The organism is Enterobacter sp. ECC-175 (assembly GCF_043968675.1).
Taxonomy (GTDB): domain Bacteria; phylum Pseudomonadota; class Gammaproteobacteria; order Enterobacterales; family Enterobacteriaceae; genus Enterobacter.
The window spans coordinates 668366-681750 of record NZ_CP143776.1 but is presented as its reverse complement, the minus strand read 5'-3'; the positions used below and the strand labels follow the sequence as shown (position 1 = coordinate 681750).

Genomic DNA, 13385 nt, shown 5'->3' with positions numbered 1-13385 from the left:
CCCATTACTATTTCTAATCCATTCAGACACTCATTGTTCCCTCTCACCGCCTCTCATAAAGCCTAACCAGCATAACGTGATAAAAATTTATAGGGCAAACCGACTCGCCTTAGAAAATCTCAATCGTGATATTGCGCACAAATCGCTAACCTGCCCGCGTTCTGACCGGAGGTTATATGTTGCTTCATATTCTGTATCTCATTGGCATCACCGCCGAAGCCATGACGGGCGCGCTGGCTGCCGGACGTCGTCGTATGGACACCTTCGGCGTGATCATCATTGCTACCGCGACCGCGCTGGGCGGCGGCTCCGTACGCGACATCCTGCTTGGGCATTATCCATTGGGATGGGTGAAGAACCCTGAGTACGTGATTATCGTTGCGACAGCCGCCGTTTTAACCACCATCGTCGCCCCCGTTATGCCTCACCTGCGGCGACTGTTCCTGGTGCTTGATGCGCTTGGCCTCATCGTATTTTCGATCATCGGTGCACAAATAGCGCTCGATATGGGTGAAGGCCCCGTCATCGCCACTATTGCTGCCGTCATTACCGGTGTATTCGGCGGCGTGCTGCGGGATATGTTTTGCAAACGCATTCCGCTGGTGTTCCAGAAAGAGCTGTATGCGGGGATCTCCTTCGCAGCGGCCGTGCTCTACGTTGCCCTGCAGCATTATGTTTCCAACCACGACGTCGTGGTCATCTCCACGCTGCTGTTTGGTTTTACGGCCCGAATGCTGGCGCTGCGCCTGAAGCTGGGGCTCCCGGTGTTTGACTATAAGCACAACGCCCACTGAGTTTAAAAACCGTTGATGTGCTGCTCAGCCAGCCACGCTGCCAGCGCATTAACTTGAGAGTCTTGCAGCCAATGAATAATTTGCCTTGCCTTCTCCGCCCCCGTTCCGGGCAAGGTCTGCCAGTCAGCGCTGTTACGCTTACGCATCGCATGCCAGGAATCCGCGCCAGACGCGCTTAACGCGGCTTTCGTCATCGGTATTCCCATCGCCGTAATCCAGCGAATAAACGGCTGCTCGCGCACCAGATTAAAACTGTGCCAAAGCGCCAGCCCGCGCGCCGCAGAAAAGCCCGGCGTGGCCGACAGCTGCTCCCGTGAGAGCTGTAGCCATGAAAAAATATGCTCGAAACGGTGCGCCTGGTGCAGCGCTCTCCAGCCAGACTCGCCAAGCCCCTTAATATTCAGCCCCTGCTTCGAGCTTAACCACGAAAGGCGCGCAATAAACTGCTCCAGACACTCGGGTGAGGCGTAAAAACAGGTCAGCGAATGAAAATGCGATACCGGAGGCTGCGGTTTTTGCCGATCGGCCCCTCGCCAGACGACCTTATCGAAACGGGGAATTCCCTGCCCGGCAAGACTCACCATGACATGATCGCCCGGCGCAATGTCCAGCCGCTGCCAGCGCCCAACCGCTCCCAGGCTGACTCGCTGCACGCGTTTATCGTCCAGCCGTATCGGCTCAAGCGCCGCCATAACGGAAATCTTTCCGGTACGACCTACCGCAAACTGAATGTCCCGTACTTCAGCAACCTGTGCAACAGGCGTATATTTCCATGCCGCAACCCAGCTTCCGTCTCCTGGCAGCCAGCGTTCACCGGCAGGTTCATTTTCTGAACGCACGACAATGCCGTCCGTCACAAAAGGTAGCGGCGCCGTTAGCCATTGCGCGCGCTGCCTGGCGACATCATCCACAGAGTGAACCGCAAGGGTGAAACGTGCCGTTAAATCAAAGCCCGCAGCAGACAGCTCGACAAGCCGTTGCTGCATGGAGTGCGGGCCATCCGGCCAGGCCCAGATAAATATGCCTATTTGGCTTAGCAAAGCGCGATCTGTTTGCCTCATCATGGCCCCCGCCACCTTTGCGCGCGCGTTCATTCCCCCCATCTGCTGCTGTATATGGTTATCGCGCAGGAGAAAAAGCTCTCCCTGCAACACGCTATTGCCGAGCGCGCCTTTTATACGAGCAGGAACCGCCGGGATCGAACGTACCTGCGCCGTCCAGTCTTCGCCCTTTATCCCATCGCCACGGCTGATGGCCTGGGAGAGTGTGCCGTTACGGTAGATCAGCGTGACCGCAACGCCGTCCACTTTGGGCTGCACCCACAGGTTGTGACGCGCCTGCATCCATTCCCGCAGCGCTTCCTTGCTGGCGATTTTACGTACGCCCGTATGGGCAACCGGATGAGGTACGTTTCCTACCAGAGCTGGAAGGCCACTCCCTGCAGATTCCTGGCCAAAACAGCGCTGCCACTGCGCTAACCGGGCATTGAGCTGGTCATAAACCTCGTCGCTCACTTCGCTTACGCCTTGCTTCCAGTAGCTATCGTCCCATCCCTTGATCTGTTTGCTTAACGCCGTAATCTCTTTATCTGCTTTAGCCTGCGACCAGACGGGGCACACCGCCGCGCCGTACCCACACCACAACAGCATCAATCCGCTTATCCATCGCCACATTGTTACTCCTCCTTTACGTTAAAGGAGATATACCCCGAGGCGTAAAACAGCGCTAACAGCAACCTTTCGTCCTGCGAGACGCTTTCAAAGATTTATTTTTATTGCTGTAAACCACACGTAAAACCTGAAAACGGCACGCAAAATTCAATAATCCACGGGAAAAAGTGTGACAAAGGCTACGTCACACAGCGGCGACGTGTATAATAAGCCCGTATGTAGGACTTCTTCGCTAACACATACAAAAGACTCTCATGGCTCAAGGCACGCTTTATATTGTTTCTGCCCCTAGTGGCGCGGGTAAATCCAGCCTTATTCAGGCACTGTTAAAAACCCAACCGTTGTACGACACGCAGGTTTCTGTTTCTCACACCACGCGAGCGCCGCGTCCGGGTGAAGTGCACGGTGAACACTATTTCTTTGTAAATCATGACGAATTTAGAGCAATGATTGGCAGAGACGCGTTTCTTGAACACGCGGAAGTTTTCGGTAACTACTACGGAACCTCGCGTGAAACGATTGAGCAGGTTCTGGCAACCGGCGTGAATGTGTTTCTGGATATTGACTGGCAGGGTGCCCAGCAGATTCGCAAGAAAATGCCGGATTCACGCAGCATCTTTATTTTGCCGCCGTCGAAAGATGAGCTGGATCGCCGCCTGCGCGGCCGCGGCCAGGACAGCGAAGAAGTGATCGCAAAGCGTATGGAGCAGGCAGTTGCAGAAATGAGCCATTACGCGGAATATGATTACCTTATTGTGAATGATGATTTTGATGCCGCGCTGAGCGATCTCAAAACCATTCTTCGTGCAGAACGTCTGCGCATGAGCCGCCAGAAGCAGCGACATGACGCTTTAATCACCAAACTGTTGGCAGACTGAACCCACTTTCAGTATCATGCCCAGTCATTTCTTCACCTGTGGAGCATTTTAAGTATGGCACGCGTAACTGTTCAGGACGCTGTAGAGAAAATTGGTAACCGTTTTGACCTGGTGCTGGTCGCCGCGCGTCGCGCTCGTCAGATGCAGGTAGGCGGCAAAGATCCGCTGGTACCGGAAGAAAACGATAAAACCACCGTTATTGCACTTCGCGAAATCGAAGAAGGTCTGATTAACAACCAGATCCTCGACGTGCGTGAGCGCCAGGAGCAGCAAGAGCAGGAAGCCGCAGAACTGCAGGCCGTAACCGCCATTGCTGAAGGTCGTCGTTAATTAAACCTGCGGGTCGCCCTTGTATCTGTTTGAAAGCCTGAATCAACTGATTCAAACCTACCTGCCTGAAGACCAGATCAAACGTCTTCAGCAGGCGTATCTCGTTGCACGTGACGCTCACGAGGGTCAGACACGTTCAAGCGGTGAACCCTATATCACGCACCCGGTAGCGGTAGCCTGCATTCTGGCCGAGATGAAACTCGACTATGAAACGCTGATGGCTGCCCTGCTGCATGACGTGATTGAAGATACCCCTGCCACCTACCAGGATATGGAACAGCTGTTTGGTAAAAGCGTTGCCGAACTGGTGGAAGGGGTCTCTAAGCTTGATAAGCTTAAATTCCGCGATAAGAAAGAGGCGCAAGCCGAAAACTTCCGCAAGATGATTATGGCGATGGTGCAGGATATCCGCGTCATCCTCATCAAGCTCGCTGACCGCACCCACAACATGCGCACGCTGGGCTCACTCCGCCCGGACAAGCGTCGCCGCATCGCCCGTGAAACCCTCGAAATTTATAGCCCGCTGGCGCACCGTTTAGGTATTCATCACATTAAAACCGAGCTGGAAGAGCTGGGTTTTGAAGCGTTGTACCCAAACCGCTATCGCGTGATCAAAGAGGTGGTTAAAGCCGCACGCGGCAACCGTAAAGAGATGATTCAAAAAATCCTCTCTGAAATCGAAGGGCGCTTGCAGGAAGCGGGAATACCGTGCCGCGTTAGCGGTCGCGAAAAGCACCTGTACTCGATCTACTGCAAAATGGTGCTTAAAGAGCAGCGTTTTCACTCGATCATGGATATTTACGCATTCCGCGTGATTGTTCATGACTCCGACACCTGTTATCGCGTACTGGGCCAGATGCACAGCCTGTACAAGCCGCGTCCGGGTCGCGTGAAAGATTACATCGCCATTCCCAAAGCGAACGGCTATCAATCTTTACACACCTCGATGATCGGCCCGCACGGCGTGCCTGTTGAGGTGCAAATCCGCACCGAAGACATGGACCAGATGGCAGAGATGGGTGTGGCTGCGCATTGGGCTTACAAAGAGCACGGCGGCGAAAGCAGCACCACTGCACAAATCCGCGCCCAGCGCTGGATGCAAAGCCTGCTGGAACTCCAGCAGAGTGCGGGTAGCTCGTTTGAATTTATCGAGAGCGTCAAATCCGATCTCTTCCCGGATGAGATTTACGTTTTCACACCTGAAGGGCGCATTGTCGAACTGCCTGCGGGCGCAACGCCGGTTGACTTCGCTTACGCCGTGCATACCGATATCGGTCACGCCTGCGTGGGTGCGCGCGTCGACAGGCAGCCTTATCCGCTGTCTCAACCGCTTTCCAGCGGCCAGACGGTGGAAATTATTACTGCGCCGGGCGCACGTCCGAACGCGGCCTGGCTGAACTTTGTCGTCAGCTCAAAAGCGCGCGCCAAGATTCGCCAGCTGCTGAAAAACCTCAAGCGCGATGATTCCGTTAGCCTCGGGCGTCGACTGCTCAACCACGCGTTGGGCGGCAGCCGTAAGCTGGCAGAGATCCCGCCGGAAAATATTCAGCATGAGCTGGAGCGCATGAAGCTCGCCTCGCTGGATGATTTGCTGGCCGAAATTGGCCTTGGTAACGCTATGAGCGTCGTGGTCGCCAAGAACCTGCAGCAGGGAGACGCAACCGCCGTTCCAGCCGCAGCGCAAGGCCACGGACACCTGCCTATCAAAGGCGCAGACGGCGTGCTCATCACCTTCGCTAAATGCTGCCGACCGATTCCGGGCGATCCGATTATTGCGCACGTGAGTCCAGGCAAAGGCCTGGTCATCCACCACGAGTCCTGCCGCAACATTCGCGGCTACCAGAAAGAGCCTGAAAAGTTCATGGCGGTCGAGTGGGATAAAGAGACGGCGCAGGAATTTATCACTGAAATCAAGGTGGATATGTTTAACCACCAGGGTGCACTGGCAAACCTGACTGCGGCAATCAACACGGCCACGTCCAACATTCAAAGCCTGAATACGGAAGAAAAAGATGGCCGCGTGTACAGCGCCTTTATTCGCCTGACGGCCCGCGACCGCGTGCATCTGGCAAATATCATGCGCAAGATCCGCGTCATGCCGGACGTCATTAAAGTCACCCGAAACAGAAACTAGCTTTATGAATGCACAACGTTATGCACGTATCTGCGAAATGCTCGCCAGGCGTCAGCCTGACCTGACGGTCTGCATGGAGCAGGTCCACAAACCTCATAACGTCTCTGCCATTGTCCGCACCGCAGACGCTGTCGGCGTGCATGAAGTGCACGCCGTCTGGCCGGGTACGCGCATGCGCACCATGGCATCTACCGCCGCAGGCAGTAACAGCTGGGTTTCCGTTAAAACGCATCACACCATCGGTGAAGCCGTATCGCACCTGAAAGGCCGCGGTATGCAGGTGCTGGCGACCAACCTGTCTGATAAAGCCGTGGATTTCCGCGAGATCGACTACACCCGGCCAACCTGCATATTGATGGGCCAGGAGAAAACCGGGATCACGCAGGAAGCGCTGGATCTGGCGGATCGGGATATCATTATTCCCATGATCGGCATGGTGCAGTCTCTGAACGTTTCGGTCGCTTCGGCGCTGATTTTGTATGAAGCGCAGCGCCAGCGTCAGAACGCAGGCATGTACGAGCGCAGCAACAGCATGCTGCCGGAAGATGAGCAGCAGCGCCTGCTGTTCGAAGGCGGCTACCCGGTGCTGGCTCGCGTTGCGAAGCAGAAAAAACTGCCGTATCCCCACGTTAACGCGCAGGGCGAGATTGAAGCCGATGCCGCGTGGTGGGCCACTATGCAGTATGCGGGATAAGCGATGAAAGGCCGCCTGCTGGATGCCATTCCGCTCAATACGCTGACCGGCGTGGGCGCGGCGCAAAGCAGCAAGCTCGCTAAAATTGGACTGCATACCGTGCAGGATCTCCTGCTCCACCTCCCCCTCCGATACGAAGACCGCACCCAGCTGTATAAAATTGGCGACCTGCTTCCCGGTATTTATGCCACCGTTGAAGGCGAAGTTCTGAACAGCAACATCACCTTCGGCGGACGCCGGATGATGACCTGCCAGATAAGCGATGGCACCGGCATTCTCACGATGCGCTTTTTCAACTTCAACGCGGCGATGAAAAACAGCCTTGCCACTGGGCGCCGCGTGCTGGCGTATGGTGAAGCTAAACGCGGTAAATACGGCGCGGAGATGATCCACCCGGAGTATCGCGTGCAGGGCGATCTCAGCATGCCGGAACTGCAGGAAACGCTAACGCCGGTTTATCCGACGACTGAAGGCATTAAGCAGGCGACGCTGCGCAAGCTTACCGACCAGGCGCTGGAGCTACTCGATACCTGCGCCATCAACGAACTGCTGCCACCGGAGCTGGCGCAGGGCATGATGAGCCTGCCGGAAGCGCTGCGTACCTTGCACCGTCCGCCGCCGTCCCTTCAGCTCAGTGATTTAGAAAGCGGCAAACATCCAGCCCAGCGGCGGCTTATCCTTGAAGAGTTACTGGCACATAACCTGAGCATGCTCGCGCTTCGCGCGGGCGCGCAGCGTTTCCACGCTCAGCCGTTAAGCCCACGAGACGATCTCAAGGATAAGCTGCTGGCCTCGCTGCCGTTTAAGCCAACCGGCGCGCAGGCGCGCGTGACCGCAGAAATAGAACGCGATATGGCGCTTGATGTACCGATGATGCGCCTGGTTCAGGGCGACGTTGGCTCCGGTAAGACGCTGGTTGCCGCGCTGGCCGCGCTGAGGGCAATTGCCCACGGCAAGCAGGTGGCGCTGATGGCTCCCACCGAACTGCTGGCAGAGCAGCACGCGAATAACTTCCGCAGCTGGTTTGCCCCGCTCGGCGTGGATGTCGGCTGGCTGGCAGGCAAGCAAAAAGGCAAGGCGCGCATCGCACAGCAGGAAGCAATTGCCAGCGGACAGGTACAGATGATTGTCGGTACGCACGCCATTTTCCAGGAACAGGTACAGTTTAATGGCCTGGCGCTGGTCATCATTGATGAACAGCACCGGTTTGGCGTCCACCAGCGCCTGGCGCTGTGGGAGAAAGGGCTGCAGCAAGGCTTCCATCCGCATCAGCTGATCATGACCGCGACGCCCATTCCGCGCACGCTGGCAATGACGGCCTACGCCGATCTGGATACCTCCACCATTGACGAACTGCCGCCGGGACGCACGCCGGTCACTACCGTAGCAATTCCTGACACGCGCCGCAGCGATATCATCGATCGCGTGCGCAACGCCTGTACCCAGGAAGGACGTCAGGCGTACTGGGTCTGCACGCTGATTGAAGAGTCTGAGCTGCTGGAAGCCCAGGCCGCGGAAGCGACGTGGGAAGAACTTAAGATCGCCCTGCCGGAGCTGAACGTTGGCCTGGTGCACGGGCGCATGAAGCCCGCAGAAAAGCAGGCGGTCATGCAGTCATTCAAGCAGGGTGAGTTACACCTGCTGATTGCGACAACGGTCATCGAAGTGGGCGTGGACGTGCCGAACGCCAGCCTGATGATCATCGAAAACCCGGAGCGACTCGGCCTTGCGCAACTCCACCAGCTGCGCGGGCGCGTGGGGCGCGGCGCGGTCGCCTCACACTGCGTGCTGCTGTACAAAGCGCCGCTGTCAAAGACCGCGCAGATGCGCCTTCAGGTGCTGCGCGACAGCAACGATGGCTTCGTGATTGCGCAAAAAGATCTGGAGATACGCGGCCCTGGCGAACTGCTGGGCACGCGTCAGACGGGCAACGCCGAGTTCAAAGTGGCCGATCTGCTGCGCGATCAGGCGCTGATCCCCGAAGTTCAGCGCCTTGCCCGCCATATTCATGAACGTTACCCGGAACAGGCTAACGCGCTAATCGAGCGCTGGATGCCGGAAACCGAGCGCTATTCTAATGCCTGACCCTTAGGCAAAGATCGGCAGCATCAGATACAGCTTAATCACCAGCGCATTCGCAATATCAATGAAGAACGCCCCGACCATCGGAACCACCAGAAATGCCATATGCGACGGGCCGAAACGCTCCGTGATTGCCTGCATATTGGCGATTGCCGTCGGGGTTGCCCCTAAACCAAATCCACAATGGCCTGCAGCCAGTACCGCCGCATCGTAATTTTTGCCCATCATGCGCCAGGTCACGAACATCGCGTACAAGGCCATAAACACGGCCTGTACTGCGAGGATCGCCACCATCGGCAAGGCCAGTGAGGCGAGCTCCCACAGCTTGAGGCTCATCAGCGCCATCGCCAGAAACAGTGAGAGACAGACGTTACCCAGCACGGACACCGCGCGTTCAAACACGCGGTAGAAACCCATCAGCGCCAGACCGTTGCTCAGCACCACGCCGATAAACAGCACGCAGACGAAGGTCGGTAACTCAAAGGCGGTTCCCGAGAGCCATTGCGCAACGACTTTTCCCACGGTAAGACAGATAGCAATCATCGCAATGGTTTCGATCAGCACAAGCGACGTAATCGTGCGCCCGACGTCAGGTTTTTCGAACGCGGTTGGCACCAGCTCATCATCCGGCCTGCCGTCCGGCGTTGCGGAGTGTTTCACCAGATATCGTGCAACCGGGCCACCGATCAGTCCGCCAAGCACCAGGCCGAAGGTTGCGCAGGCCATAGCAACTTCCGTTGCGTTTTCAAAGCCGTAGCGCTCCACAAACAGCTTGCTCCACGCGGCTCCGGTTCCGTGTCCACCTGACAGGGTAATAGACCCAGCAAGCAGCCCCACCAGCGGGTCCAGCCCCAGCAGCGTGGCCATGCCGATACCGATGGCGTTTTGCATCAACAGCAGCCCTACCACCACAATCAAGAATACGCCCAGCACCTTACCACCCGAACGCAGGCTAGCGAGATTGGCGTTTAGCCCGATGGTGGCAAAGAAGGCCAGCATCAGAGGATCTTTCAGGGACATATCAAAATCAATTTCCCAGCCCATGCTTTTTTTCAGCACCAGCAGGGCCAGCGCCACCAGCAATCCGCCGGCGACGGGTTCAGGAATAGTGTACTTCTTCAGAAAGGAAACGCTGTGCACCAGCTTACGGCCTAGCAGAAGGACTAGCGTTGCGGCAACAAGGGTCGACAACGTATCAAGATGAATCATAGAAAGCTCCTTTATGCGCGCGTTTCATCAACACGCGGCGTTATCCTGCGCCGATTTGCGCTCAAAATGAGCGACCGGCGTGAAAAGTGTAATTTTTTTTGCCGATGTGTTGGAAAAAACCTGCTCGCGTCGGCAGATTTTCTCGTCTTTTTTTGCTGGCAATCGTTTGCTTTTGCCAGGTGCTCAGCTAAAATGCCCGCTTTTCCACCGTGGGATTGCAGCCAATGTCCGTTAACACCGTCGAGTCTTCTGATGCGCAACCGATTGCGCAGAAGCATAACAGCGAATTAATTTACCGCCTTGAAGACCGCCCACCGCTCCCTCAAACAATTTTCGCCGCCTGTCAGCACCTGCTGGCCATGTTTGTCGCCGTGATTACCCCTGCGCTGCTGATCTGTCAGGCGCTCGGCTTACCGGCTGAAGATACGCAGCACATCATTAGCATGTCCCTGTTTGCTTCAGGCGTTGCCTCCATTATTCAAATTAAAGCCTGGGGGCCGGTAGGCTCCGGCCTGCTGTCGATTCAGGGCACCAGCTTTAACTTTGTCGCGCCTTTAATTATGGGCGGCACGGCGTTAAAAACCGGCGGTGCGGACGTCCCGACCATGATGGCTGCGCTCTTTGGTACGCTGATGCTGGCAAGCTGCACGGAGATGGTCATCTCCCGCGTGCTGCACCTGGCTCGCCGCGTGATTACGCCGCTGGTGTCTGGCGTGGTGGTGATGATTATCGGCCTGTCGCTGATTCAGGTCGGCTTAACGTCCATCGGCGGCGGCTATGCGGCGATGAGCGACCACACCTTCGGCGCGCCTAAAAACCTGCTGCTGGCGGGCGTGGTGCTGGGGATCATTATCCTGCTCAACCGCCAGCGCAATCCATACCTGCGCGTGGCGTCGCTGGTTATCGCCATGGCGGCAGGCTATCTGCTGGCATGGGCGCTGGGCATGCTGCCGGAAAATACCGCGCCAGCCAACGGCGCGCTGATTACCGTTCCCACGCCGCTCTATTACGGCCTGGGCATCGACTGGAGCCTGCTGCTGCCGCTGATGCTGGTCTTTATGATCACCTCGCTGGAAACCATCGGCGACATCACCGCGACGTCTGACGTCTCCGAGCAGCCGGTTTCTGGCCCGCTTTACATGAAACGCCTGAAAGGCGGCGTGCTGGCAAACGGCCTGAACTCCTTTGTGTCGGCGGTGTTCAATACCTTCCCGAACTCCTGCTTCGGCCAGAATAACGGCGTGATCCAACTGACCGGCGTTGCCAGCCGCTACGTCGGATTTGTGGTGGCGCTGATGCTGATTTTGCTGGGCCTGTTCCCGGCGGTCAGCGGGTTTGTGCAGCACATCCCCGAGCCGGTGCTGGGCGGCGCTACGCTGGTGATGTTCGGCACTATCGCCGCGTCCGGCGTGCGTATTGTCTCCCGCGAGCCGCTGAACCGCCGCGCAATCATGATTATCGCGCTGTCGCTGGCCGTGGGCCTGGGCGTTTCGCAGCAGCCGCTGATCCTGCAGTTCGCTCCTGACTGGGTGAAGAATCTGCTCTCTTCCGGTATCGCCGCCGGCGGCATCACGGCCATCGTGCTGAACCTCGTCTTCCCGCCAGAGAAAAACTGATCGCCATCGCGGCAGGCCGTCAATACCTGTCGCGACATCTCTTTACACCATTCCCGCCTTGAGGATTGCGCATAAATCGTGCATAACTCACCTATGTACGTTTCGCGGGATGGAAGACCATGAAATTTATTGGAAAGCTTATTGTCTATCTTCTGATCGCCCTGCTCGTCGTGGTGCTGGCGTTCTATTTTCTTATTCAGACCCGCTGGGGAGCAGCGCAGGTCAGCAGCTGGATAACGGTAAATACCGATTACGAACTCAATTTTGACCTGATGGACCACCGTTTTTCATCTCCATCACACCTCATTCTGGAAAATGTCACCTTTGGCCGCGACGGCAAACCCGCCACGCTTGTCGCTAAAAAAGTGGATATTGGCCTAAGCAGCCGCCAGCTCACCGACCCGCTGCATATGGATACCATTACTCTTGATGACGGCACGCTGAATCTTTCACCGCAGACCGCACCGCTGCCCTTCCAGGCCGACCGTCTCCAGCTCAACAACATGGCGTTCAATAGCCCCAATACGGAGTGGGATCTCAGCGCGCAAAAAGTGACGGGCGGCGTTAGCCCGTGGCAGCCAGAAGCGGGCAACGTGCTGGGGAAAAATGCGCAAATTCAGATGAGCGCGGGTTCACTGACGCTGAACGGCCTACCCGCTACCAACGTGCTGATTGAAGGCCAGCTCAACGGCAACGAGGTGGTGCTGAAAACCCTGGGCGCCGACATGGCGCGCGGTTCGCTGACGGGTTCGGCCCAGCGCAACGCTGACGGAAGCTGGGCGATCGACACCCTGCGCCTGAACGATATCCGCCTGCAAAGCGATAAGCCGCTGCTGGATTTCTTCGCGCCGCTGAACACCGTTCCTTCCCTGAAAATTGGTCGTCTTGAAGTGACCGACGCTCGCCTGCAGGGGCCTGACTGGGCGGTCACCGATCTCGATTTAAGCCTGCGCAATATTACGCTCAGCAAAGGTGACTGGCAGAGCAACGAAGGGCGACTGTCGATGAACGCCAGCGAGTTTATTTATGGCTCGCTGCATCTCTTCGATCCGATCCTGAACGCGGAGTTCTCCCCGCAGGGCATTGCGCTACGCCAGTTCACTTCCCGCTGGGAAGGTGGCATGGTGCGTACCTCCGGCAGCTGGCTACGCGACGGCAAGGCGCTGGTGTTGGACGACGTGGCCGTCGCCGGGCTGGAATACACGCTGCCGGAGAACTGGAAAACGCTGTGGATGGACACGCTTCCGCAATGGCTGAACAGCGTCACGCTGAAAAAATTTGGCCTGAGCCGCAACCTGGTGATCGACATCGATCCGTCATTCCCGTGGCAGATCACCTCTCTGGATGGATACGGCGCCAACCTGCAGCTGGCGAAAGACCGCCAGTGGGGCGTGTGGAGCGGCAACGCAACGCTGAACGGCGCGGCGGCAACGTTTAACCGCGTCGACGTGCGCCGGCCGTCGCTGGCGCTCAACGCCAACGCCGCGACGGTGAATATCACCGAGCTGAGCGCCTTTACCGAGAAGGGCATTCTGGAAGCCACGGCGACGGTTTCGCAGCTTGCGCAACGCCAGACCACCGTCAGCCTGAACGGGCGCGGCGTACCGCTCAACATCCTGCAACAGTGGGGCTGGCCAGCGCTTCCCATCGGCGGCGATGGCAATATTCAGCTAACGGCCAGCGGCAGCGTGCAGGCCAACGCGCCGCTAAAGCCGACGGTTAACGGCAAGCTAGATGCGGTAAATATGGAAAAACAGCAGGTGCAGCAGGTGATGACGGGAGGCGTAATTTTATCCCCTTCATCTCCCTCCTCCCCATAGCGCAAACCCGGCCCCTTTCTGAAAGAGAGGGGCCTGGGACGTGCAATCTGTCCCGCGATCTTCATCACATTCTCATAAGCATCTCTTATCTGGCGCGAAGTGAATTAAATTTCGTAAATTACCCGCATTTATTCGATTGCTGAACCGTTTTCGCAGCA

10 protein-coding genes are annotated in these 13385 nt (G+C 57.1%); 8 read left to right on the top strand and 2 right to left on the bottom strand.

Translation table 11 applies throughout. The annotated features are described in order from the left end of the window. The first annotated feature begins 176 nt into the window (after window positions 1-176). Window positions 177-794: a trimeric intracellular cation channel family protein gene (locus tag V1599_RS03295; RefSeq protein ID WP_112011885.1), complete on the top strand. Its 618-nt coding sequence runs from the start codon at window positions 177-179 to the stop codon at window positions 792-794. 2 nt (window positions 795-796) lie between these two features. Here V1599_RS03295 and ligB read toward each other — a convergent pair whose 3' ends face one another. Then, on the bottom strand, window positions 797-2467 hold the full coding sequence (ligB, locus tag V1599_RS03290; protein ID WP_395301021.1) for an NAD-dependent DNA ligase LigB: 1671 nt from the start codon (window positions 2465-2467) through the stop codon (window positions 797-799). 251 nt (window positions 2468-2718) lie between these two features. On the opposite strand from ligB, the gene gmk reads away from it, so the two are divergent. The 5 genes from gmk to recG are packed head-to-tail and all read left to right on the top strand — an operon-like array spanning window position 2719 to window position 8585. Next, entirely contained in the window at window positions 2719-3342 is a 624-nt protein-coding gene (gene gmk, locus V1599_RS03285; protein ID WP_028017843.1) for a guanylate kinase, read from the top strand. A gap of 54 nt (window positions 3343-3396) precedes the next feature. Beyond that, window positions 3397-3672, top strand: a complete 276-nt coding sequence (rpoZ, locus tag V1599_RS03280) for a DNA-directed RNA polymerase subunit omega (protein WP_000135058.1) — start codon at window positions 3397-3399, stop codon at window positions 3670-3672. Window positions 3673-3691: 19 nt separating this feature from the next. Continuing rightward, complete coding sequence (gene spoT / locus V1599_RS03275) at window positions 3692-5806, top strand: bifunctional GTP diphosphokinase/guanosine-3',5'-bis pyrophosphate 3'-pyrophosphohydrolase (RefSeq protein WP_112011883.1); 2115 nt, start codon at window positions 3692-3694, stop codon at window positions 5804-5806. Between the two features lie 4 nt (window positions 5807-5810). Next, the gene (gene trmH, locus V1599_RS03270; RefSeq protein ID WP_112011882.1) at window positions 5811-6500 is read left to right on the top strand and encodes a tRNA (guanosine(18)-2'-O)-methyltransferase TrmH; all 690 of its coding nucleotides are present in this window, start codon (window positions 5811-5813) and stop codon (window positions 6498-6500) included. 3 nt (window positions 6501-6503) lie between these two features. After that, window positions 6504-8585 carry an ATP-dependent DNA helicase RecG gene (gene recG / locus V1599_RS03265; protein WP_112011881.1) on the top strand — a complete coding sequence of 694 codons (2082 nt, stop codon included), beginning with the start codon at window positions 6504-6506 and terminating at the stop codon, window positions 8583-8585. Between the two features lie 3 nt (window positions 8586-8588). Here the strand turns inward: recG and gltS are convergent, their stop codons facing one another. Next, window positions 8589-9791 carry a sodium/glutamate symporter gene (gltS, locus tag V1599_RS03260; RefSeq protein ID WP_112011880.1) on the bottom strand — a complete coding sequence of 401 codons (1203 nt, stop codon included), beginning with the start codon at window positions 9789-9791 and terminating at the stop codon, window positions 8589-8591. Window positions 9792-10015: 224 nt separating this feature from the next. Here gltS and V1599_RS03255 point away from each other — a divergent pair, with 224 nt between their 5' ends. Continuing rightward, window positions 10016-11407 (top strand): NCS2 family protein, encoded by a 1392-nt coding sequence (locus V1599_RS03255; protein ID WP_112011879.1) that lies wholly within the window; start codon window positions 10016-10018, stop codon window positions 11405-11407. A 119-nt stretch (window positions 11408-11526) separates the two neighbouring features. Then, complete coding sequence (locus V1599_RS03250; protein WP_112011878.1) at window positions 11527-13227, top strand: AsmA family protein; 1701 nt, start codon at window positions 11527-11529, stop codon at window positions 13225-13227. The last annotated feature ends 158 nt before the right edge of the window (window positions 13228-13385 follow it).